Raw genomic sequence first — 21,953 nt, 5'->3', positions numbered from 1 at the left:
GAAGATTGAGCAATACTCCTATGCGTTTAAACCCCGGCCAACAACACGCTGTTGAATTCGTCACCGGACCCTGCCTGGTGCTGGCGGGGGCAGGTTCTGGCAAAACACGCGTTATCACGAACAAGATTGCCCACCTCATTCGTGGCTGTGGGTATCAGGCGCGCCACATTGCTGCAGTGACCTTTACCAACAAGGCTGCGCGTGAGATGAAAGAACGTGTCGGGCAGACGCTGGGGCGCAAAGAAGCGCGCGGCCTGATGATTTCCACTTTCCATACGCTGGGGCTGGACATTATCAAGCGGGAGTATGCCGCGCTGGGGATGAAATCCAACTTCTCGCTGTTCGACGACACCGATCAGGTAGCGTTGTTGAAGGATTTGACCGAAGGGCTGATCGAAGACGATAAAGTGATGCTGCAACAGCTGATCTCGACGATCTCCAACTGGAAAAACGATCTGAAAACCCCTGCCCAGGCGGCGGCCAGCGCGAAGGGCGAACGGAACCGCATTTTTGCGCACTGTTATGGCCTGTACGATGCGCATATGAAGGCGTGTAACGTGCTGGATTTTGATGACCTGATCCTGCTGCCCACGCTGCTGCTGCAACGTAATGAAGAGGTGCGTGAGCGCTGGCAAAACAAGATCCGCTATCTGCTGGTGGATGAATATCAGGACACCAACACCAGCCAGTACGAGCTGGTGAAGCTGTTGGTAGGTCAACGCGCACGCTTTACCGTGGTGGGGGATGATGACCAGTCGATCTACTCCTGGCGTGGCGCCCGCCCGCAAAACCTGGTGCTGCTGAGCCAGGATTTCCCGGCGTTGCAGGTGATTAAACTCGAACAGAACTACCGTTCCTCCGGGCGCATCCTGAAGGCGGCAAATATCCTCATCGCCAACAATCCGCACGTCTTTGAAAAGCGTCTATTTTCCGAGCTGGGTTATGGTGCCGAGCTTAAAGTGTTGAGTGCGAACAATGAAGAGCATGAAGCCGAGCGCGTCACCGGCGAGCTTATCGCCCATCACTTTGTGAATAAAACCGAATACAAGGATTACGCCATTCTGTACCGCGGGAATCACCAGTCGCGGGTGTTTGAAAAATTCCTGATGCAGAACCGGATCCCGTACAAAATTTCCGGCGGCACGTCGTTCTTCTCCCGCCCGGAGATTAAAGATCTGCTTGCCTACCTGCGCGTTTTGACCAATCCGGACGATGACAGCGCGTTTTTGCGCATTGTGAACACCCCAAAACGCGAAATCGGTTCGGCCACGCTGCAAAAACTGGGCGAATGGGCGATGACCCGCAACAAGAGTCTGTTTACCGCCAGCTTTGATATGGGGCTTAGCCAGACATTGACAGGGCGCGGGTATGATTCGTTAACCCGCTTTACGCAGTGGCTGGGCGAAATTCAGCGCCTGGCGGAGCGTGAACCGATTGCGGCAGTACGCGACCTTATTCACGGCATTGACTATGAATCCTGGTTGTATGAAACCTCGCCGAGTCAAAAAGCGGCGGAGATGCGCATGAAAAACGTCAACCAGCTGTTTAGCTGGATGACGGAGATGCTGGAAGGCAGTGAAATTGATGAACCGATGACGCTCACCCAGGTGGTGACGCGCTTCACCCTGCGCGACATGATGGAACGTGGCGAAAGTGAAGAGGAGTTAGATCAGGTTCAACTGATGACGTTGCATGCTTCAAAAGGCCTCGAATTTCCGTATGTCTTTATGGTGGGGATGGAAGAGGGCTTCCTACCGCACCAGAGCAGTATTGATGAAGATAATATCGATGAAGAGCGCCGTCTGGCCTATGTGGGGATCACTCGCGCACAGAAAGAGCTTATCTTCACACTGTGCAAAGAACGCCGTCAGTACGGCGAGCTGGTTCGGCCTGAACCGAGTCGTTTTCTGTTGGAGCTGCCGCAGGACGATCTCATTTGGGAGCAGGAACGTAAAGTCGTGACGGCCGAAGAGCGGATGCAGAAAGGGCAGAACCATCTGGCAAATTTGAAAGCGATGATGGCGGCAAAGAGAGCGAAATAGTTGGGCGGATAAGCGTTAGCGCCATCCGGTAAAAAGTGTCTTACAACACGTCCAGCGGCCAGTGGACATAGCTTTGCCACTGGCTTTCTTGATCAACAAGCTCTTTACCCAGTGGATGGTGCGCAAACCAGCCTTCGGGGAGAATTAACGTCAGATTTTCATTCTGTGCCTGCAACACGATATCAGGCACCAGATCGTCGCGTCGACGACTGGCAAAAATAATTGCCAGACGCAGTAAGCGACAAAGATGTTCTGCCACGCGCGGTGGCACCGCGTTTTGCTGGTGGAGTGACGAGAGATCGACAGGGTTGGTCTGATTTAATAATAACGTTGCCAGCAATTTCTTTTGCGCAGGCGTAAAACCCGGTAAATCAAGATTGCGCACCAGGTAGGCCGCATGTTGTGGCGCTTGCCTGAAATCGACGCTTAACCCAATCTCATGTAACTGACAGGCGCTGATCAATATTTCGCGGCTGATCAGTTCAATATGCCACTCACTCTCCACCTGATCGAGGAAAGAGGCCGCGAGATTTGCGACACGGTTTGCCTGTTCGGTATCGACCATAAATCGCCGCTGAACGTTACGTAGCGTGCGGCTGCGAATATCCTGTTCGACGGCCAGATGCAGCATACCGTAGACCAGACCTTCACGCAGCGCACCGCCGGCAAGGGTCATGCACTGAATGTTCAGTTCGGTGAAAATGGCGATAAGAATGGCGAGACCGCTGGGGAAGACTAATGCGCGCTCGAGCGTTAATCCTTCTATTTCCAGCTCTTCCAGACGGCCGCAATGAATGGCTCGCTGCTTTAACTGCTGGAGCTTCGCCAGCGTAATACGCTCATCCATGCCCTGCGCCATCATGATTTCTTGTAGCGCTTGCACTGTGCCAGAAGCACCCACACACACTTTCCAGCCATGATAGCGCAACTCATCAGCAACGGGACGCAGCACTTCGCGTGCGGCTTTTTCCGCCTCATCAAAGTTTTCCTGCGCCAGATTGCGGTCGGTAAAGTAACGCTCAAGCCAGGTAACGCAACCCATCGACAAACTAAACAGAGAGGTGGTTTGCGCACCGGTACCGGTGACCATTTCGGTACTGGCACCGCCGATATCGACCACCAGACGCTGGTCGGCGCCACCGGTGGTATGGGCGACACCCTGATAAATCAGACGGGCTTCTTCTTCACCGCTAATCACCTGGATGGGACAACCGAGGATATCTTGTGCTTTAGCAATAAACTCGCCCGCATTGACGGCAAGGCGCAATGTTGCCGTTGCGACCACGCGGATTTGCGGTTGGGGAATATCCTGCAGGCGTTCAGCAAACAGACGCAGGCACTGCCAGCCGCGCTCCATTGCCTCTGCAGAAAGGGCATTATCACTGTTCAGCCCAGCAGCCAGACGCACCTTGCGCTTGATGCGGGTAAGCGTCTGGATGCTTCCAGCCACCTCGCGTACAACCAGCATATGAAAACTATTGGAACCGAGATCGATAGCTGCATAAAGCGACGAGGTGGAGCTGAGCATATTTTCTTAACCTGAACGACGACGGTTACGAGGCGCGCCAGTGCGGCGTGGTCCGTTGCCAGGGCGTGAACGCGTCAGACGCAGTGGCTTAGGCAAATCGGTCATCAGCGCGTCCGGATTGTATTTGCTCACCGGAATAGAGTGACCAATGTAGGTCTCAATGGCGGGCAGATTCAACGCGTACTCTTCGCAGGCCAGACTGATGGAATGACCGCTTGCGCCAGCACGACCCGTACGACCGATACGGTGGACGTAGTCTTCACAGTCATCCGGCAGATCGTAGTTAAAGACGTGCGTCACCGCAGGAATGTGCAGACCGCGCGCTGCAACGTCAGTCGCTACCAGAATATCGAGGTCACCACGGGTAAATTCCTCGAGAATGCGCAGACGTTTTTTCTGCGCCACGTCGCCGGTCAACAGACCCACGCGATGGCCATCAGCGGCAAGGCTACCCCAGATATCTTCGCAACGATGTTTGGTGTTGGCGAAAACAATGGCGCGATCTGGCCACTCTTCTTCGATCAGCGTTTGCAGTAAACGCATCTTTTCTTCATTAGAAGGGTAGAAAAGCTCTTCTTTAATGCGGTGACCCGTTTTTTGTTCCGGCTCAACTTCAACGTATTCGGCGTTGTTCATCTGCTCGAACGCCAGTTCGCGTACGCGGTAAGACAGGGTGGCGGAGAACAACATGTTCAGGCGCTGAGTGGCTGGCGGCATGCGGCGGAACAGCCAACGGATATCTTTAATAAAGCCCAGATCGTACATGCGATCGGCTTCATCGAGCACGACGACCTGAATGGCGCCAAGGTTGATATGATTCTGTTTCGCGTAGTCGATCAGACGACCGGTGGTGCCGATCAGAATATCGACGCCGCTTTCCAGCACTTTAAGCTGTTTGTCATAACCGTCACCGCCGTAGGCAAGACCTAACTTCAGGCCGGTCGTTTGCGCCAGCGGCTCCGCATCAGCGTGGATCTGCACGGCTAATTCGCGCGTCGGCGCCATAATTAGCGCGCGCGGCTGGTTCACCTTGCGATCGGCAATTGTGGGATGAGAGAGAAGATAATGAAACGTCGACGTCAGAAACGCCATCGTTTTCCCGGTACCGGTTTGCGCCTGCCCTGCAACATCACGACCTGCCAGCGTTAGCGGGAGGGCCAGTGCCTGAATGGGCGTGCAGTTATGAAACCCTTTATTTTCAAGGGCTTCTATCACCTTAGGGTGCAGGGCGAAGTCGGAAAACTTCTGTTCTGTTAAATGTGTTTTGCTCATAGTGTGGTAGAATATCAGCTTACTATTGCTTTACGAAAGCGTATCCGGTGAAATAAAGTCAACCTTTAGTTGGTTAATGCTACACCAACACGCCAGGCTTATTCCTGTGGAGTTATATATGAGCGATAAAATTATTCACCTGACTGACGACAGTTTTGACACGGATGTACTCAAAGCGGACGGGGCGATCCTCGTTGATTTCTGGGCAGAGTGGTGCGGACCGTGCAAAATGATCGCCCCGATTCTGGATGAAATCGCTGACGAATATCAGGGCAAATTGACGGTTGCTAAACTGAACATCGACCAGAACCCAGGCACTGCGCCGAAGTATGGTATCCGTGGCATCCCGACCCTGCTGCTGTTCAAGAACGGTGAAGTGGCTGCAACCAAAGTGGGCGCTCTGTCCAAAGGTCAGCTGAAAGAGTTCCTCGACGCCAACCTGGCGTAAGGAAATATCATGTTCGGGCGACCAGCATCCTAAATTATGCGGATGACTGGACGCCCGGCTTGAGTCATGCTAAGTTAGTGTTGACTTCGTATTAAACATACCTTATTAAGTTTGAATCTAGTTTTATCCAATACTTCCCGTTTTATCTCACGCGAGAAGTGGACAGATTCCTGGCTTGTCACTCAATCCGTCTTGTCGTTTCAGTTCTGTGTACTTTCCTGTGACCAGACAGCGAACAGACATGAGTTGATGGCCGTAAACAGGCATGGATGATCCTGCCATACCATTCACAACATTAAGTTCGAGATTTACCCCAAGTTTAAGAACTCACACCATTATGAATCTTACCGAATTAAAGAATACGCCGGTTTCTGAGCTGATCACTCTCGGCGAAAATATGGGGCTGGAAAACCTGGCTCGTATGCGCAAGCAGGACATTATTTTTGCCATCCTGAAGCAGCACGCAAAGAGTGGCGAAGATATCTTTGGTGACGGTGTGCTGGAGATATTGCAGGATGGATTTGGTTTCCTCCGCTCTGCAGACAGCTCCTACCTCGCCGGTCCTGATGACATCTACGTTTCCCCCAGCCAAATCCGTCGTTTCAACCTCCGCACTGGTGATACCATTTCTGGTAAGATTCGTCCGCCGAAAGAAGGCGAACGCTACTTTGCGCTGTTGAAAGTTAACGAAGTTAACTATGACAAACCGGAGAACGCCCGTAATAAAATCCTGTTTGAGAACTTAACCCCGCTGCACGCAAACTCTCGTCTGCGTATGGAACGTGGTAATGGTTCAACAGAAGATTTGACCGCTCGCGTACTGGATCTGGCTTCGCCTATTGGTCGTGGTCAGCGTGGTCTGATTGTAGCGCCGCCGAAAGCCGGTAAAACGATGCTGCTGCAGAACATCGCACAGAGCATTGCGTACAATCACCCGGACTGCGTACTGATGGTTCTGCTGATTGACGAACGTCCGGAAGAAGTGACCGAGATGCAGCGTCTGGTGAAAGGTGAAGTGGTTGCTTCCACCTTTGACGAACCGGCATCTCGCCACGTTCAGGTTGCGGAAATGGTGATCGAGAAGGCGAAACGCCTGGTTGAGCACAAGAAAGACGTTATCATTCTGCTCGACTCCATCACCCGTCTGGCGCGTGCTTACAACACCGTGGTACCGGCTTCCGGTAAAGTGCTGACCGGTGGTGTGGACGCTAACGCCCTGCACCGTCCGAAACGCTTCTTCGGTGCCGCGCGTAACGTGGAAGAGGGCGGTAGCCTGACCATTATCGCCACGGCGCTGATTGATACCGGCTCCAAAATGGACGAAGTCATCTACGAAGAGTTTAAAGGTACAGGTAACATGGAACTGCACCTCTCTCGTAAGATCGCTGAAAAACGCGTCTTCCCGGCAATCGACTACAACCGTTCCGGTACCCGTAAAGAAGAGCTGCTCACCACTCAGGAAGAGCTGCAGAAGATGTGGATCCTGCGCAAAATCATTCACCCAATGGGCGAAATCGATGCAATGGAATTCCTCATCAATAAACTGGCGATGACCAAAACCAACGACGACTTCTTCGACATGATGAAACGTTCGTAAGTCAGTTTTTACCCGAAAACGCCACGTTTTTACGTGGCGTTTTTCATTTATATCTGTAATCTTAACGACACATTTACAAAAGTACGGTATCACATGCCGTTGCTTTGCGTTTCATTCGTAATTTGTACCGTGTGGTTGATAATTATACAAAAGCACCTGATTCAGCACAGGGTTTCCCTTCTGAATAAAGGTCTTCATGGTTATACTTCTGCTATTAATTTTCTCTGAGAGCATGCATTGTGAATTTACTTACAGTGAGTACTGATCTCATCAGTATTTTTTTATTCACGACACTGTTCCTGTTTTTTGCCCGTAAGGTGGCAAAAAAGGTCGGTTTAGTGGATAAACCCAACTTCCGCAAACGTCACCAGGGACTGATACCGTTGGTTGGTGGAATTTCGGTTTACGCAGGCATTTGCTTTACCTTCGGAATTGTTGATTATTACATTCCACATGCTTCTCTCTATCTGGCTTGTGCTGGCGTGCTGGTCTTTATTGGCGCACTTGACGATCGCTTTGATATCAGCGTAAAAATTCGCGCCACTATTCAGGCCGCTATCGGCATCGTCATGATGGTCGCCGGTCAACTCTATTTACGTAGCCTGGGATATATTTTTGGACCTTGGGAGATGGTGCTCGGTCCATTCGGTTATTTTCTCACGCTGTTTGCCGTGTGGGCTGCCATTAATGCCTTTAACATGGTTGACGGCATTGACGGATTGCTCGGCGGGCTTTCCAGCGTCTCGTTCGCGGCAATGGGGCTTATCCTGTGGTTTGATGGACAGACAAGCCTGGCGATTTGGTGTTTTGCGATGATTGCCGCCATCCTGCCTTACATTATGCTGAACCTGGGGATTCTGGGGCGCCGCTACAAAGTCTTTATGGGCGATGCGGGCAGTACGCTGATTGGTTTCACCGTCATTTGGGTTCTGCTGGAAACAACACAGGGTAAGACACACCCGATAAGCCCGGTAACGGCGCTATGGATTATTGCCATTCCATTAATGGACATGGTGGCGATCATGTACCGCCGTTTGCGTAAAGGGATGAGCCCCTTCTCTCCCGATCGCCAACACATTCATCATTTGATCATGCGAGCAGGGTTTACTTCCCGACAGGCTTTTGTGCTTATTACGCTGGCTGCGGCGATTCTGGCATCCATCGGCGTTGCGGCAGAATATTCTCATTTTGTCCCTGAATGGGTCATGTTGGTGCTCTTTTTGCTAGCATTCTTCCTTTACGGTTACTGTATTAAGCGTGCCTGGAAGGTGGCAAGATTTATCAAGCGTGTGAAGCGCAGACTCCGTAGGAACCGTGATACCAAGCCAAACTTAACCAAGTAAATTGAGGATACGATGACACAACCATTACCGGGGGCACACGCTGTGAGCGCTGAAAATGAACTGGATATTCGTGGGTTGTTTCGTACCTTATGGGCTGGAAAACTATGGATTGTGGGTACTGCACTGGTATTTGCGCTTGTTGCGTTAGCCTACACTTTTTTTGCTCGTCAGGAGTGGAGCGCAACCGCTATCTCAGACCGTCCAACTGTCAATATGCTGGGAGGGTATTACTCTCAGCAACAGTTCTTACGTAATCTGGACGTCAAGGCGAGCGTTGCGCCACTCGATCAACCTTCAGTCATGGATGAAGCGTATAAAGAGTTCGTGATGCAGTTAGCCTCATGGGATACGCGTCGCGATTTCTGGTTACAGACGGATTACTACAAGCAGCGCATGGTCGGAAACAGCAAAGCCGATGCGGCAATGCTGGATGAGATGATCAACAATATTCTTTTTACCCCAGGCGATGTTGCCCGTAATACCAACGACAGTGTGAAGCTGGTGGCGGAGACGGCTCCTGATGCCAATAATTTGCTGCGACAGTATGTCGCATTTGCCAGTCAGCGGGCGGCAAGTCACCTCAATGAAGAATTAAAAGGGGCATGGGCGGCGCGTACGGTACAAATGAAAGCGCAGGTAAAACGCCAGGAGGAGGTCGCCAAAGCTATTTTCTCTCGTCGCGTTCACAGCATTGAACAAGCGCTTAAAATCGCAGAACAACATAATATTTCTCGCACTTCTACCGATATTCCTGCCGATGAATTGCCCGATTCTGAGCTATTTTTGCTTGGACGTCCGATGTTGCAGGCTCGACTTGAAAACCTGCAGGCCGTCGGTCCCGCGTTCGATCTGGATTACTTCCAAAACCGGGCAATGTTGAACACACTGAATGTAGGTCCAACTCTGGATCCGCGTTTTCAGACCTATCGTTATTTGCGTACGCCGGAAGAACCGGTAAAACGTGATAGCCCACGCCGTGCCTTCCTGATGATTATGTGGGGCATTGTGGGGGGGCTGATCGGTGCTGGTGTCGCACTAACCCGTCGCCGCACGATTTAGCAATACCGTTGCAGTGAGGGGCTGGGCCCTCGCTGCCAATCCGAAGAGAATCGATGTGAAAGTACTGACTGTATTTGGCACGCGACCGGAGGCGATTAAAATGGCGCCTCTGGTTCATGCGCTGGCAAAAGACCCCTATTTTGAGGCCAAAGTTTGCGTCACTGCGCAGCATCGGGAGATGCTGGATCAAGTGTTAAACCTCTTTTCCATCGAACCTGACTACGATCTCAATATAATGCAACCGGGTCAGGGACTAACGGAAATAACCTGTCGGATCCTGGAAGGATTAAAACCTATCCTTGCTGACTTCAAACCAGATGTGGTGCTGGTTCATGGCGATACGACAACGACAATTGCCACCAGCCTTGCCGCCTTTTATCAACGTATTCCGGTTGGGCATGTCGAGGCCGGATTGCGCACCGGCGATTTATACTCCCCCTGGCCAGAAGAGGCCAACCGCACGTTGACCGGGCATCTGGCGATGTATCATTTTGCGCCGACCGAAAATTCTCGCCAGAACTTGCTGCGGGAAAATATTCCTGATAATCGCGTTTTCGTCACCGGTAACACTGTCATTGACGCGCTGATTTGGGTTCGCGACCGTGTTCTGGCGAGTGATACCTTACGGGCAGAGCTGGCGGTGCAGTACCCTTTCCTCAACAACAATAAAAAAATGATCCTGGTAACAGGCCATCGCCGCGAAAGTTTTGGCAAGGGCTTTGAACATATTTGTCATGCGTTGGCAGAGATTGCAGCCGCTAATCAGGATGTGCAGATTGTCTATCCGGTGCACCTGAATCCGAATGTCAGCGAACCGGTTAACCGCATTCTTGGTCACGTTGAAAATGTGGTTCTGATTGAACCGCAGGACTATTTGCCGTTCGTTTGGCTGATGAACCACGCCTGGCTGATCCTGACCGATTCCGGCGGTATTCAGGAAGAGGCGCCATCCTTAGGTAAGCCTGTGCTGGTGATGCGTGAAACAACGGAACGACCAGAAGCCATTACTGCAGGTACGGTGCGTTTGGTTGGCACAGATCAGCAGCGGATTGTGGAAGAGGTCACGCGCTTGCTGCACGACGAAAATGAATATCAAACCATGAGCCGCGCCCATAATCCTTATGGTGACGGTCAGGCATGTGGCCGGATTTTAGACGCGTTAAAAAATAATCGGGTATCGCTATGAGTTTTACGACCATTTCTGTTGTTGGGTTGGGATACATTGGACTGCCAACGGCAGCCGCCTTTGCTTCCCGCCAAAAGCATGTCATTGGCGTGGATGTTAACCAGCACGCGGTGGAAACCATCAATCGCGGTGAGATCCATATCGTTGAACCGGACCTGGGCAGCGTCGTGAAAACGGCTGTTGAAGGGGGATATCTGCGTGCCACGACGACGCCTGTTGAAGCCGATGCATATCTGATCGCGGTACCGACACCCTTCAAAGGCGATCATGACCCCGATATGGTGTATGTCGAGGCTGCGGCTAAGTCTATTGCGCCCGTGCTGAAGAAAGGCGCGCTGGTGATCCTCGAGTCGACCTCTCCGGTCGGGGCGACGGAGCAGATTGCGGCGTGGCTGGCGGAGATGCGCCCTGATTTGACGTTCCCGCAGCAAGCGGGTGAGCAGGCTGAGGTGAATATTGCGTACTGTCCAGAACGCGTATTGCCAGGCCAGGTGATGGTGGAACTGATTAAGAATGACCGCGTAATTGGCGGTATGACGCCTGTTTGCTCAGCGCGCGCCAGTGAACTCTACAACATCTTCCTTGAAGGTGAATGTGTGGTCACTAACTCCCGCACAGCAGAGATGTGTAAGCTGACCGAAAACAGTTTTCGTGACGTCAACATTGCATTTGCTAACGAACTGTCGCTCATTTGCGCCGATCAGGGGATTAACGTCTGGGAACTGATTCGTCTGGCGAACCGCCATCCGCGCGTGAATATTCTCCAGCCCGGTCCCGGCGTCGGCGGGCACTGCATTGCCGTCGATCCGTGGTTTATCGTGGCGCAGAACCCACAACAGGCGCGTCTTATCCGTACCGCCCGCGAAGTGAACGATGGTAAACCGCATTGGGTGGTCGATCAGGTAAAAGCGGCCGTGGCGGATTGTCTGGCCGCAACGAACAAACGCGCCAGCGAAGTGAAAATTGCCTGCTTTGGTCTCGCATTTAAACCCAACATTGATGACCTGCGCGAAAGCCCGGCGATGGGCATTGCGCTAAACATTGCCCAGTGGCACGCCGGTGAAACACTGGTGGTAGAGCCGAACATTCACCAGTTGCCGAAAAAACTGGATGGCCATTGTGTTTTAGCCACGCTGGAAAGCGCGCTGACTGCTGCCGATGTGCTGGTGATGTTGGTTGATCATAACGACTTTAAAGCGATTAACGGTGATGCGGTTCACCAGCAATATGTGGTGGATACTAAAGGCGTCTGGCGGTGATAATCCGCGCCAGTATTGAACCGCTGAGCTGGGAAAATACGTTCTTTGGCGTGAGCAGCGCCATTGTGCGTATTAGCCCCGACGCGCCGCTTTTGACGCCGGAGGCATTACAGCCCTGGTCACGGGTACAGGCAAAAATTTCAGCGTCGTGCGCGGATGAGCTGGATGCCTTACAAGCGCTGGGGTTCTCGCTGGTCGAGGGTGAAGTCGATTTAGCACTGTCGGTCGCAAATGTTAGCGATGATGGCGGTGCGGAAGTGGCGCAACGGGCCGATATTCCGGCGTTACGCCAGTTGGCCAGCGAAGCGTTCTCGCAAAGCCGCTTTCGCGCGCCGTGGTATGCGCCGGATGCCAGCGCACGCTTCTACGCACAATGGATCGAGAACGCCGTGCTGGGCACATTTGACCACCAGTGTCTGGTTCTCCGGGCGACGGGGGGCGAGATTCGCGGTTATGTTTCGCTGCGTGAACTGAATGACGCTGATGCGCGAATTGGCTTGTTGGCCGGGCGCGGAGCGGGCGCTGAATTAATGCAGGCTGCGCTCAGCTGGGCGCAATCTCGCGGAAAGACAACATTGCGGGTGGCGACCCAGATGGGCAACACCGCCGCGCTTAAACGTTACATACAGAGTGGTGCCAACATTGAAAGCACCGCGTACTGGTTATACAGGTGACAAAATGATTCCATTTAACGCACCGCCGGTGGTGGGAACCGAACTCGAATACATGCAATCGGCCATGGGCAGCGGCAAACTTTGTGGCGACGGCGGCTTTACACGCCGCTGTCAGCAGTGGCTGGAGCAACGCTTCGGCAGCGCAAAAGTGCTGCTTACGCCCTCCTGCACCGCCTCGCTTGAGATGGCGGCACTGCTGCTGGACATTCAGCCCGGCGATGAAGTCATCATGCCGAGCTACACCTTTGTGTCGACAGCGAATGCTTTTGTATTGCGCGGGGCTAAAATTGTCTTTGTCGATATCCGCCCGGATACCATGAACATCGATGAAACGCTCATCGAAGCCGCCATTTCTGAGAAAACGCGAGCTATTGTTCCGGTCCATTACGCAGGCGTTGCCTGTGAGATGGATGTCATCATGGCGCTGGCGTCAAAGTACAACCTGTTTGTGGTCGAAGATGCCGCGCAGGGGGTCATGTCCACCTATAAAGGGCGCGCGTTAGGCACTATTGGACATATTGGCTGTTTCAGCTTCCATGAAACCAAAAACTACACTGCCGGTGGTGAAGGCGGTGCGACGTTGATTAATGACCACTCGTTAATCGAACGTGCGGAAATTATCCGCGAAAAAGGCACTAACCGTAGCCAGTTCTTCCGTGGTCAGGTGGATAAGTACACCTGGCGGGATATTGGTTCCAGCTATCTGATGTCCGATCTTCAGGCGGCGTATCTGTGGGCGCAATTGGAGGCGGCAGACAGAATCAATCAACAGCGTCTGACGCTGTGGCAGACGTATTATGACGCCCTCGCTCCACTGGCGCGCGCCGGACGCATTACCTTACCTTCAGTTCCTGATGATTGTGCGCAAAACGCCCATATGTTCTACATCAAATTGCGGGATATTGATGATCGTAGTGCGTTGATTAACTTCATGAAAGAAGCCGAAATTATGGCGGTCTTCCACTATATCCCGCTACATGGCTGTCCGGCGGGCGACAAATTTGGTGAGTTTATTGGCGAAGATCGCTACACCACCAAAGAGAGCGAGCGTTTACTGCGCCTGCCACTGTTTTACAATCTGTCACCCGCAAATCAGCGTACGGTGATCACGACCTTGCTCAACTACTTCTCCTAAAATGTCGCTCGCAAAAGCGTCCCTGTGGACGGCCGCCAGTACGCTGGTAAAAATTGGCGCGGGGCTACTGGTGGTGAAACTGCTGGCCGTGGCGTTTGGCCCCGCAGGTGTCGGCCAGGCGGGTAACTTTCGCCAGATGGTTACCGTACTGGGCGTTTTGGCTGGCGCAGGTATCTTTAACGGCGTCACCAAATACGTTGCCCAGCATCACGACAATCCGGCGCAATTGCGGAACGTGGTCGGTACCTCCTCGGCGATGGTTTTGGGATTCTCAACCCTGCTGGCGCTGATTTTTTTGCTGGCGGCGGCCCCCATCAGCCAGGGACTGTTTGGCCATACTCACTACCAGGGGTTGGTGCGTCTGGTCGCACTGGTGCAAATGGGGATTGCCTGGGCAAATCTGCTGTTGGCACTGATGAAAGGCTTTCGTGACGCGGCGGGTAATGCACTGTCGTTGATCGTGGGTAGTGTGTTGGGTGTGGTGGCCTGGTATATCTGCTACCGCGTCGGCGGCTACGAAGGGGCATTACTGGGGATGGCGTTGGTGCCCGCGCTGGTCGTTGTGCCAGCTGCAGTGCTGTTGTTTAAGCGTGGAACACTCCCTCTGCGCTATCTTAAACCGTCCTGGAATAGCGTCCTTGCCGGGCAACTGTGTAAATTTACACTGATGGCGCTGATCACCTCCATTACGATCCCGGTGGCGTACATGATGATGCGAAATCTGCTGGCGGCGCACTACAGCTGGGATGACGTTGGGATCTGGCAAGGTGTCAGCAGTATTTCAGATGCGTATCTGCAATTTATTACCGCCTCGTTTAGCGTTTATCTGCTGCCAACATTGTCGCGTCTGACGGAAAAGCGCGATATTACGCGGGAAGTCGTGAAGTCACTCAGGTTTGTTTTACCGGCGGTCGCGGTAGCGAGTTTTACCGTCTGGTTGCTGCGCGATTTTGCCATTTGGCTGCTGTTTTCCGCCAAATTCACGGCGATGCGCGATTTATTCGCCTGGCAGCTCGTCGGTGATGTATTGAAAGTTGGCGCCTATGTTTTTGGCTATCTGGTGATCGCCAAAGCATCGCTGCGGTTTTATATTCTGGCTGAAATCAGCCAGTTCATTTTGTTGACGGCGTTTGCCCACTGGTTGATCCCCGCGCATGGCGCGCTGGGAGCTGCACAGGCGTATATGGCAACCTATATCGTCTATTTTTCCCTTTGTTGTGGCGTATTTTTACTCTGGCGTAGGCGGGCATGACTGTACTGATTCACGTACTGGGATCGGATATCCCTCACCATAATCAAACCGTGTTGCGGTTTTTCAATGACGCGCTGGCTGCCACGAGCGAGCATGCGCGCGTCTTTATGGTTGCAGGCAAGGATGCGGGATACAGTGAAAGCTGCCCGGCGCTCTCATTGAGTTTCTATGCTGGTAAAAAAACGCTGGCAGATGCGGTGATTGCCCTTGCGAAAGCCAATCGCCAACAGCGCTTCTTCTTCCACGGCCAGTTCAATACCGGTCTGTGGCTGGCGCTGTTGAGCGGCGGTATTAAGCCGGAACAGTTTTACTGGCACATTTGGGGGGCAGATCTGTATGAAGTCTCCCGTGGGCTGAAATTCAAACTGTTTTACCCGATTCGCCGAATGGCGCAGGGTCGTGTGGGCTGTGTGTTTGCTACACGCGGCGATCTCAGCTATTTCGCCGAGCGGCATCCGCGCGTGCGTGGAGAATTGCTCTATTTCCCGACGCGCATGGACCCTTCGCTGAATAACATGGCAAACGGACGCCAGCGCGAAGGGAAAATGACGATTCTGGTGGGGAATTCCGGCGATCGGAGCAATGAACACATTGCTGCGTTACGCGCTGTGCACCAGCAGTTCGGCGATACGGTAAATGTGATCGTTCCGATGGGGTATCCGGCGAATAACGAAGCCTATATCGAAGAGGTTCGCCAGGCGGGACTGAAGCTGTTTAGCGCTGAAAATTTACAGATCCTCAGCGAAAAGCTGGCGTTTGATGCGTATCTTGCGCTGCTTCGTCAGTGCGATTTGGGCTATTTTATTTTTGCGCGCCAGCAGGGGATTGGGACGTTGTGCCTTCTGATTCAGGCCGGCATTCCGTGCGTACTTAACCGCGAGAACCCGTTCTGGCAGGATATGGCGGAGCAGCATCTTCCGGTGCTGTTCACGACCGATCTTCTCAATGAACCCGTCGTTCGTGAAGCGCAGCGTCAGTTGGCGTCCGTCGATAAGAACGGCATTACCTTCTTTAGCCCGAACTATCTGCAACCCTGGCATAACGCGTTACAGATTGCCGCAGGAGACGTTGTATGAGTTTGATGCAATTCAGCGGTCTGCTGGTGGTCTGGCTGCTCTCCACCCTGTTTATTGGTACGCTGGCCTGGTTTGAATTCCGTCGCGTCCGTTTTAACTTCAATGTGTTTTTCACCTTGTTGTTTCTGCTGACGTTCTTTTTTGGCTTCCCACTGACCAGTGTTCTGGTGTTCCGTTTTGACGTTGGCGTTGCGCCGCCGGAAATTCTGCTGCAGGCTCTGTTATCTGCAACCTGTTTCTACGCCGTATATTACGTCACGTATAAGACCCGTTTACGTAAGCGGGTTTCCGATACACCGCGTAAGCCGCTGTTTACCATGAACCGGGTCGAGACGCATCTTACCTGGGTATTGTTGATGGGGATTGCGTTGGTGAGTGTGGGGATCTTCTTCATGCACAACGGATTTCTGCTGTTCAGGCTCAATTCATACAGTCAGATATTCTCCAGTGAAGTCTCCGGCGTGGCATTGAAACGCTTCTTCTACTTCTTTATTCCGGCGATGCTGGTGATTTATTTTTTACGCCAGGACAGCAAAGCGTGGCTGTTCTTTTTGGTCAGCACAGTTGCGTTCGGTTTGCTTACCTACATGATTGTCGGCGGCACGCGTGCGAATATCATCATCGCGTTTGCCATCTTCCTGTTTATTGGCATTATTCGCGGCTGGATTTCACTGTGGATGCTGGCAGCGGCGGGTGTGCTGGGGATCGTCGGCATGTTCTGGCTGGCGCTGAAACGCTACGGGATGAACGTCAGCGGCGATGAAGCGTTTTACACCTTCTTGTATCTGACCCGGGACACCTTCTCTCCGTGGGAGAACCTGGCGCTGTTATTGCAGAACTATAGCAATATCGAATTTCAGGGGCTGGCGCCGATCGTCCGTGACTTTTACGTCTTTATCCCGTCCTGGCTCTGGCCTGGACGGCCAGGTATTGTGCTCAACTCCGCGAATTATTTTACCTGGGAAGTGCTCAACAACCATTCGGGCCTTGCCATCTCACCGACCCTTATCGGTTCGCTGGTGGTGATGGGCGGGGCGTTGTTTATTCCGCTCGGGGCGATTGTGGTTGGCTTGATTATCAAGTGGTTCGACTGGCTGTATGAACTGGGTAATCGGGAAACTAACCGTTATAAAACAGCGATTTTGCACAGCTTTTGCTTCGGCGCCATCTTCAATATGATTGTCCTGGCGCGAGAAGGTCTGGATTCGTTTGTCTCACGGGTGGTTTTTTTTCTCGTGATTTTTGGTGTTTGTCTGTTGGTGGCGAAACTGTTGTTCTGGCTTTTTGACTATGCCGGGCTCATTCAAAAACGAAAATCCTCGCTGCCGCAGACACAGGTTGAAGGGTAAAGATGACAGATAACACGACTGCACCCGTCTACGCGCTGCGTGGATTACAGTTGATTGGATGGCGTGATATGCAGCACGCGCTCAATTACCTGTTTGCAGATGGCCAGATCAGGCAGGGAACGCTGGTGGCGATTAACGCTGAGAAGATGCTGACGGCGGAAGATAATCCCGAAGTCCGGGCGTTGATTAACGCCGCTGAGTTCAAATATGCGGACGGTATTAGCGTTGTGCGCTCGGTGCGCAAAAAATTCCCCCAGGCTCGTATCTCGCGTGTTGCCGGTGCCGATCTCTGGGAAGCGTTGATGGCGCGGGCAGGTGAGGAAGGCACGCCTGTTTTTCTGGTTGGCGGCAAGCCGGAGGTGCTGGCGCAAACACAAGCAAAATTACGCGCGCAATGGAATGTGAATATCGTCGGCAGCCAGGATGGATATTTTAAGCCTGAAGACCGTCAGGCGCTGTTTGAGCGGATTCACGCCAGCGGCGCGAAGATTGTGACGGTCGCGATGGGGTCGCCAAAACAGGAAATCCTGATGCGTGATTGCCGTCTTATTCATCCACATGCCTTATACATGGGCGTGGGCGGCACGTATGACGTTTTTACCGGACACGTTAAGCGCGCGCCAAAAGTATGGCAAAAACTGGGGCTGGAATGGCTGTACCGCTTATTATCACAGCCGAGTCGTATTACCCGACAGTTACGTTTACTGCGTTACCTCCGCTGGCACTATACCGGCGACCTCTGAATCTCCCTCTTGATCCTTTCGGGTAGTGCATTCTGCGTAATGCACTGCCCCGCCGCACAACAATTGCTGCTTTATTGCTCAGCGCATTCATTTTTTTAATGCTTCGTTTGCCATTTTGGAAAATTTAAGAAATTATTCGCCCCCATCATTGCAGTGCCGTGGTGTTTATTGCACCAGCCGTTAACCGCCCGGCGCGCAGGGTCTGTGATGGAAAAAGGTACTCATTACAATAACCGGTCATCCCGGGAAAAAAGCAAACACGATCAGAGGAACTATGGCAGAGAATAAACCGGAGCTACAGCGTGGGCTGGAAGCTCGTCATATCGAATTGATTGCTCTCGGGGGCACGATTGGCGTCGGCCTGTTTATGGGAGCCGCCAGTACGCTGAAATGGGCCGGACCGTCAGTCCTGCTGGCGTATATTGTTGCCGGGCTTTTTGTTTTTTTCATCATGCGTTCAATGGGTGAAATGCTGTTCCTTGAACCCGTTGCTGGTTCATTTGCCGTCTACGCTCACCGCTATATGAGCCCTTTCTTCGGGTATCTCACGGCGTGGTCATACTGGTTTATGTGGATGGCGGTGGGGATCTCGGAGATCACCGCTATTGGGGTCTATGTGCAATTCTGGTTTCCAGAAATGGCGCAATGGATACCCGCATTGATTGCCGTAGGGCTTGTCGCGCTCGCGAATCTCGCCGCCGTACGTCTGTATGGCGAAATTGAGTTCTGGTTTGCGATGATCAAAGTCACCACCATTATTGTGATGATAGTGGTCGGTCTGGGAGTGATTTTCTTCGGCTTTGGTAACGGCGGTCAGGCCATTGGTTTTGGCAACCTGACGGAGCACGGCGGTTTCTTTGCCGGTGGCTGGAAAGGCTTTCTCACGGCATTGTGCATTGTGGTTGCGTCCTACCAGGGCGTTGAGCTGATCGGCATTACCGCCGGTGAAGCGAAAAACCCGCAGGTGACGCTGCGTAGCGCGGTAGGCAAAGTGTTGTGGCGTATCCTGATTTTCTACGTGGGCGCGATTTTCGTTATTGTGACCATCTTCCCGTGGAACGAAATTGGCAGCAACGGTAGCCCATTCGTTCTGACCTTTGCCAAAATCGGGATTACCGCAGCGGCAGGTATTATTAACTTTGTGGTGCTGACGGCGGCGCTTTCCGGCTGTAACAGTGGGATGTATAGCTGCGGGCGTATGCTGTACGCGCTGGCGAAGAACCGCCAGCTTCCGGCAGCTATGGCCAAAGTGTCTCGTCACGGCGTGCCGGTTGCCGGTGTGGCGCTCTCTATCATGATTTTGCTGATTGGCTCTTGCCTCAACTACATCATCCCAAATCCTCAGCGTGTCTTTGTCTATGTCTACAGTGCGAGCGTCTTACCGGGCATGGTGCCGTGGTTTGTGATCCTGATTAGCCAGGTGCGCTTTCGTCAGGCACATAAAGAGGCGATCGCCAGCCATCCTTTCCGCTCGATTATGTTCCCCTGGGCGAATTATTTGACGATGGCGTTCCTGGTTTGCGTTTTAATTGGCATGTACTTTAATGATGATACGCGTATGTCGCTGTTTGTCGGCATCCTCTTTCTGCTTGTCGTTACCCTCGTCTACAAGGTTTTTGGCCTGAATCGGGGTGTTGATATTCAAAAAGTGGAGAAATAAGCGACAAAACGCACAAACCATGAGCAAACGATAATTTTCTTTAAAAAGACACTAGACAGCGGGGGGGGAAGTCCGTATTATCCGACCCCGCAACGGCGCTAAGCGCCCGTAGCTCAGCTGGATAGAGCGCTGCCCTCCGGAGGCAGAGGTCTCAGGTTCGAATCCTGTCGGGCGCACCATTTACCCGGTGCTGGAGCTGCGGTGGTTTTAAAGACCGCGTAAAAGATTTGCAGTGGTGGCTATAGCTCAGTTGGTAGAGCCCTGGATTGTGATTCCAGTTGTCGTGGGTTCGAATCCCATTAGCCACCCCATTATTTGATAAGTTGTGACAATGCGAAGGTGGCGGAATTGGTAGACGCGCTAGCTTCAGGTGTTAGTGTTCTTACGGACGTGGGGGTTCAAGTCCCCCCCCTCGCACCACGACTTAAAGAATTGAACTAAAAATTCAAAAAAGCAGTACATCGGCGAGTAGCGCAGCTTGGTAGCGCAACTGGTTTGGGACCAGTGGGTCGGAGGTTCGAATCCTCTCTCGCCGACCAATTTTGAACCCCGCTTCGGCGGGGTTTTTTGTTTTCTGCTGTTCCCTTCTTTAGTTTTATCCCCGAATATATCCACAGACGATATGTCACCACCTGGCGACGTCATCGCGTAAGATTGTCGCTGTCGAGCGACAGGTAATTTCATGTTTTTACAGTGTTTCTTTATATTCGCGAAGAGTTGTCGTTATACAGAGACAAACGGCGCTTCGTGGTGAAGAAGGGGAAGGAAGCCAACCGTCGCAGACCCGCTCTGGGCGCGGTTCCCCGAATCGTCTGAATCCCTGCTTTTTGCAGTTCAATCATGGCACGCATTGTGCAATAATATACGGGTAGATGCTCATTCCATCTCTTATGCTCGCCTTAGTGCCTCATAAACTCAGGAATGATGCAGAGCCGTTTACGGTGCTTATCGTCCACAGACAGATGTCGCTTTCGCCTCATCAAACACCATGGGCATAACGTTGAGTGAAGCACCCATTTATGTTGTCATACAGACCTGTTTAACGCCTGCTCCTGATGGAGTGGGCGTTTTTTTATGGGTGTTACCGTAGAGTGGCATGCCCGGCAAGCTGCTCGCCACCGGGCATGAAGGTGTTACTGCGGAGGGTTATTCTGCAACGTCAACATCAGGCCATCGCGACGCATAGCCGCAGCGTCTTCCGGCTGATGGAGTCTGTCCAGCACATCGGCAAGCCAGGCGTAGTCATAGGCATCCGAGCGTTGTTTGAGCGCAGCACGGAAGGCCAGGGCGGCCTCTTGCCACTCGCCATGTTTCATCAGTGACTGACCCAGCGTGCTCCACAGTAGCGGACGATCGCCAACATTTTTAATCTGTTGACGGAGTACTTTCTCCACCAGCTCCGGATTGTTGGTTTTCAAACGCGGGATCGGTAATACCAGACGATCATCGTACTGGCGTTTCAGGCCATCGATGATGATCTGCTGCGCGGTATCGTGATCGTCACACTCGATCAGATGCTCTGCCATGGCAACCTGCAGGGGAACCTGATGGCGGGTTTTACGGCTTTGATTTTTCCACCAGTCTCGTAACCCTTCACTGCCCTGATCGGCGCGCGCCTTATCCATCAGACCAATCCACGCCTGCTGTTCCAGCAGGGCTCGGTGCTCTTCATCACCGACTTTGGCTTTCGCCATCGACGGAATAATCTCCAGCAACGATCCCCATGCGCCGGTACGGATATAGGCTTGCTCTGCCAGACGTAATACTTCCGGGTGGCGTGGTGTCACTTCCAGCAGTTTGTCTACGCCATGGCGCGCTGCGTGGTCCTCATTACGCGCCAGTTGCAGACGTACGCGGGCGATTTCCACCGGGATGGTGTCGTTACCTGCGATCTCGGCAGCGCGCTCGAGGTGTTGATTCGCACGTGCTTCATCGCCACGCTGTTGCGCCGCTTCGGCGGCCAGAAGGTAGTTCACCACCGGCTGTTCAGCATGATCGGCATTTTTCGACATCAGCTTCTCAACCTGCTGATAATCGCCTTCTGCCAGTTTGAGGAGCGCCTGCTCCGTTTGCTTGCGCGCACGGCGGCGTTTACGACCCACAAACCAGCCGCGCGTGTGTGCGCCTGTGCGGAAAATGCGGCGTAGCAGCCATTCGATCGCAAACAGAGCAACCATCATGACGATCAGAATAATCACCAGGCCAGTGACGCTGGTTTCAATGTTGTAATTGTCGGTCTGGATCAGTACATATCCCTGATGACCCGCGAGCATCGGACCCACCACGATACCGGCGATCAACAATACAAAGAGCAATAATACTTTTAGCAT

At 52.8% G+C, this 21,953-nt stretch carries 18 protein-coding genes and 4 tRNA genes; 19 read left to right on the top strand and 3 right to left on the bottom strand.

Annotated features, from left to right (window positions below):
* Nucleotides 1–20: 20 nt before the first annotated feature.
* The gene (gene rep, locus JM656_RS21540) at nucleotides 21–2,042 is read left to right on the top strand and encodes a DNA helicase Rep (RefSeq protein ID WP_203359477.1); all 2,022 of its coding nucleotides are present in this window, start codon (nucleotides 21–23) and stop codon (nucleotides 2,040–2,042) included.
* Nucleotides 2,043–2,082: 40 nt separating this feature from the next.
* On the opposite strand, the gene gppA is transcribed toward rep, so the two are convergent.
* Together gppA and rhlB are read right to left on the bottom strand one after the other, a co-directional pair.
* A complete protein-coding gene (gppA, locus tag JM656_RS21535) occupies nucleotides 2,083–3,570 on the bottom strand; it encodes a guanosine-5'-triphosphate,3'-diphosphate diphosphatase (RefSeq protein WP_203359476.1) in 1,488 nt (495 codons plus the stop codon).
* A gap of 6 nt (nucleotides 3,571–3,576) precedes the next feature.
* Nucleotides 3,577–4,842, bottom strand: a complete 1,266-nt coding sequence (gene rhlB, locus JM656_RS21530; protein WP_203359475.1) for an ATP-dependent RNA helicase RhlB — start codon at nucleotides 4,840–4,842, stop codon at nucleotides 3,577–3,579.
* A gap of 118 nt (nucleotides 4,843–4,960) precedes the next feature.
* Here rhlB and trxA point away from each other — a divergent pair, with 118 nt between their 5' ends.
* The 18 genes from trxA (at nucleotide 4,961) to JM656_RS21440 (ending at nucleotide 20,162) form a co-directional block, all read left to right on the top strand.
* Entirely contained in the window at nucleotides 4,961–5,290 is a 330-nt protein-coding gene (gene trxA / locus JM656_RS21525; protein ID WP_001280776.1) for a thioredoxin TrxA, read from the top strand.
* Nucleotides 5,291–5,420: 130 nt separating this feature from the next.
* Nucleotides 5,421–5,540, top strand: a complete 120-nt coding sequence (locus tag JM656_RS21520) for a rho operon leader peptide (protein ID WP_162380372.1) — start codon at nucleotides 5,421–5,423, stop codon at nucleotides 5,538–5,540.
* Nucleotides 5,541–5,627: 87 nt separating this feature from the next.
* A complete protein-coding gene (rho, locus tag JM656_RS21515) occupies nucleotides 5,628–6,887 on the top strand; it encodes a transcription termination factor Rho (protein ID WP_002437993.1) in 1,260 nt (419 codons plus the stop codon).
* A 239-nt stretch (nucleotides 6,888–7,126) separates the two neighbouring features.
* Nucleotides 7,127–8,230 carry a UDP-N-acetylglucosamine--undecaprenyl-phosphate N-acetylglucosaminephosphotransferase gene (gene wecA, locus JM656_RS21510; RefSeq protein ID WP_203359474.1) on the top strand — a complete coding sequence of 368 codons (1,104 nt, stop codon included), beginning with the start codon at nucleotides 7,127–7,129 and terminating at the stop codon, nucleotides 8,228–8,230.
* 12 nt (nucleotides 8,231–8,242) lie between these two features.
* On the top strand, nucleotides 8,243–9,289 hold the full coding sequence (gene wzzE / locus JM656_RS21505; RefSeq protein WP_203359473.1) for an ECA polysaccharide chain length modulation protein: 1,047 nt from the start codon (nucleotides 8,243–8,245) through the stop codon (nucleotides 9,287–9,289).
* 55 nt (nucleotides 9,290–9,344) lie between these two features.
* On the top strand, nucleotides 9,345–10,475 hold the full coding sequence (gene wecB, locus JM656_RS21500) for a non-hydrolyzing UDP-N-acetylglucosamine 2-epimerase (RefSeq protein WP_203359472.1): 1,131 nt from the start codon (nucleotides 9,345–9,347) through the stop codon (nucleotides 10,473–10,475).
* Nucleotides 10,472–11,734 carry a UDP-N-acetyl-D-mannosamine dehydrogenase gene (gene wecC / locus JM656_RS21495; RefSeq protein ID WP_203359471.1) on the top strand — a complete coding sequence of 421 codons (1,263 nt, stop codon included), beginning with the start codon at nucleotides 10,472–10,474 and terminating at the stop codon, nucleotides 11,732–11,734. The genes wecB and wecC overlap by 4 nt, the downstream gene beginning before the upstream one ends.
* On the top strand, nucleotides 11,731–12,408 hold the full coding sequence (gene rffC / locus JM656_RS21490) for a dTDP-4-amino-4,6-dideoxy-D-galactose acyltransferase (protein ID WP_203359470.1): 678 nt from the start codon (nucleotides 11,731–11,733) through the stop codon (nucleotides 12,406–12,408). Before wecC ends, rffC begins: the two co-directional genes overlap by 4 nt.
* Before the next feature lie 4 nt (nucleotides 12,409–12,412).
* The gene (gene rffA / locus JM656_RS21485; RefSeq protein ID WP_203359469.1) at nucleotides 12,413–13,543 is read left to right on the top strand and encodes a dTDP-4-amino-4,6-dideoxygalactose transaminase; all 1,131 of its coding nucleotides are present in this window, start codon (nucleotides 12,413–12,415) and stop codon (nucleotides 13,541–13,543) included.
* A 1-nt stretch (nucleotide 13,544) separates the two neighbouring features.
* Entirely contained in the window at nucleotides 13,545–14,795 is a 1,251-nt protein-coding gene (gene wzxE, locus JM656_RS21480) for a lipid III flippase WzxE (RefSeq protein WP_203359468.1), read from the top strand.
* Nucleotides 14,792–15,871: a TDP-N-acetylfucosamine:lipid II N-acetylfucosaminyltransferase gene (locus tag JM656_RS21475; protein WP_203359467.1), complete on the top strand. Its 1,080-nt coding sequence runs from the start codon at nucleotides 14,792–14,794 to the stop codon at nucleotides 15,869–15,871. The genes wzxE and JM656_RS21475 overlap by 4 nt, the downstream gene beginning before the upstream one ends.
* Nucleotides 15,868–17,220: an ECA oligosaccharide polymerase gene (gene wzyE, locus JM656_RS21470; RefSeq protein WP_203359466.1), complete on the top strand. Its 1,353-nt coding sequence runs from the start codon at nucleotides 15,868–15,870 to the stop codon at nucleotides 17,218–17,220. Before JM656_RS21475 ends, wzyE begins: the two co-directional genes overlap by 4 nt.
* 2 nt (nucleotides 17,221–17,222) lie before the next feature.
* Complete coding sequence (wecG, locus tag JM656_RS21465) at nucleotides 17,223–17,963, top strand: lipopolysaccharide N-acetylmannosaminouronosyltransferase (RefSeq protein ID WP_203359465.1); 741 nt, start codon at nucleotides 17,223–17,225, stop codon at nucleotides 17,961–17,963.
* Between the two features lie 274 nt (nucleotides 17,964–18,237).
* Nucleotides 18,238–19,623: an amino acid permease gene (locus JM656_RS21460; RefSeq protein WP_203359464.1), complete on the top strand. Its 1,386-nt coding sequence runs from the start codon at nucleotides 18,238–18,240 to the stop codon at nucleotides 19,621–19,623.
* Between the two features lie 102 nt (nucleotides 19,624–19,725).
* Nucleotides 19,726–19,802: transfer RNA gene (locus JM656_RS21455), tRNA-Arg, on the top strand.
* 56 nt (nucleotides 19,803–19,858) lie between these two features.
* Nucleotides 19,859–19,934, top strand: a tRNA-His gene (locus JM656_RS21450).
* A 22-nt stretch (nucleotides 19,935–19,956) separates the two neighbouring features.
* A tRNA-Leu gene (locus JM656_RS21445) sits at nucleotides 19,957–20,043 on the top strand.
* Nucleotides 20,044–20,085: 42 nt separating this feature from the next.
* Nucleotides 20,086–20,162: transfer RNA gene (locus JM656_RS21440), tRNA-Pro, on the top strand.
* A gap of 594 nt (nucleotides 20,163–20,756) precedes the next feature.
* Here the strand turns inward: JM656_RS21440 and hemY are convergent.
* A complete protein-coding gene (gene hemY, locus JM656_RS21435) occupies nucleotides 20,757–21,953 on the bottom strand; it encodes a protoheme IX biogenesis protein HemY (RefSeq protein ID WP_203361352.1) in 1,197 nt (398 codons plus the stop codon).

This window comes from Citrobacter sp. R56 (assembly GCF_016811995.1).
GTDB classification, from domain to species: domain Bacteria; phylum Pseudomonadota; class Gammaproteobacteria; order Enterobacterales; family Enterobacteriaceae; genus Citrobacter_D; species Citrobacter_D enshiensis.
Note: the sequence above shows the minus strand (reverse complement) of the source record. Positions and strands in the feature narration are given on the sequence as shown.

Coding starts and splice junctions, on each gene's coding strand:
- wzzE (WP_203359473.1), top strand. CDS start 8,243: ATGACACAACCATTACCGGGGGCACACGCTGTGAGCGCTGAAAATGAA.
- wzxE (WP_203359468.1), top strand. CDS start 13,545: ATGTCGCTCGCAAAAGCGTCCCTGTGGACGGCCGCCAGTACGCTGGTA.
- hemY (WP_203361352.1), bottom strand. CDS start 21,953: ATGCTAAAAGTATTATTGCTCTTTGTATTGTTGATCGCCGGTATCGTG.
- rep (WP_203359477.1), top strand. CDS start 21: ATGCGTTTAAACCCCGGCCAACAACACGCTGTTGAATTCGTCACCGGA.
- JM656_RS21460 (WP_203359464.1), top strand. CDS start 18,238: ATGGCAGAGAATAAACCGGAGCTACAGCGTGGGCTGGAAGCTCGTCAT.
- gppA (WP_203359476.1), bottom strand. CDS start 3,570: ATGCTCAGCTCCACCTCGTCGCTTTATGCAGCTATCGATCTCGGTTCC.
- wecC (WP_203359471.1), top strand. CDS start 10,472: ATGAGTTTTACGACCATTTCTGTTGTTGGGTTGGGATACATTGGACTG.
- rho (WP_002437993.1), top strand. CDS start 5,628: ATGAATCTTACCGAATTAAAGAATACGCCGGTTTCTGAGCTGATCACT.
- wzyE (WP_203359466.1), top strand. CDS start 15,868: ATGAGTTTGATGCAATTCAGCGGTCTGCTGGTGGTCTGGCTGCTCTCC.
- wecG (WP_203359465.1), top strand. CDS start 17,223: ATGACAGATAACACGACTGCACCCGTCTACGCGCTGCGTGGATTACAG.
- JM656_RS21475 (WP_203359467.1), top strand. CDS start 14,792: ATGACTGTACTGATTCACGTACTGGGATCGGATATCCCTCACCATAAT.
- rhlB (WP_203359475.1), bottom strand. CDS start 4,842: ATGAGCAAAACACATTTAACAGAACAGAAGTTTTCCGACTTCGCCCTG.
- trxA (WP_001280776.1), top strand. CDS start 4,961: ATGAGCGATAAAATTATTCACCTGACTGACGACAGTTTTGACACGGAT.
- rffA (WP_203359469.1), top strand. CDS start 12,413: ATGATTCCATTTAACGCACCGCCGGTGGTGGGAACCGAACTCGAATAC.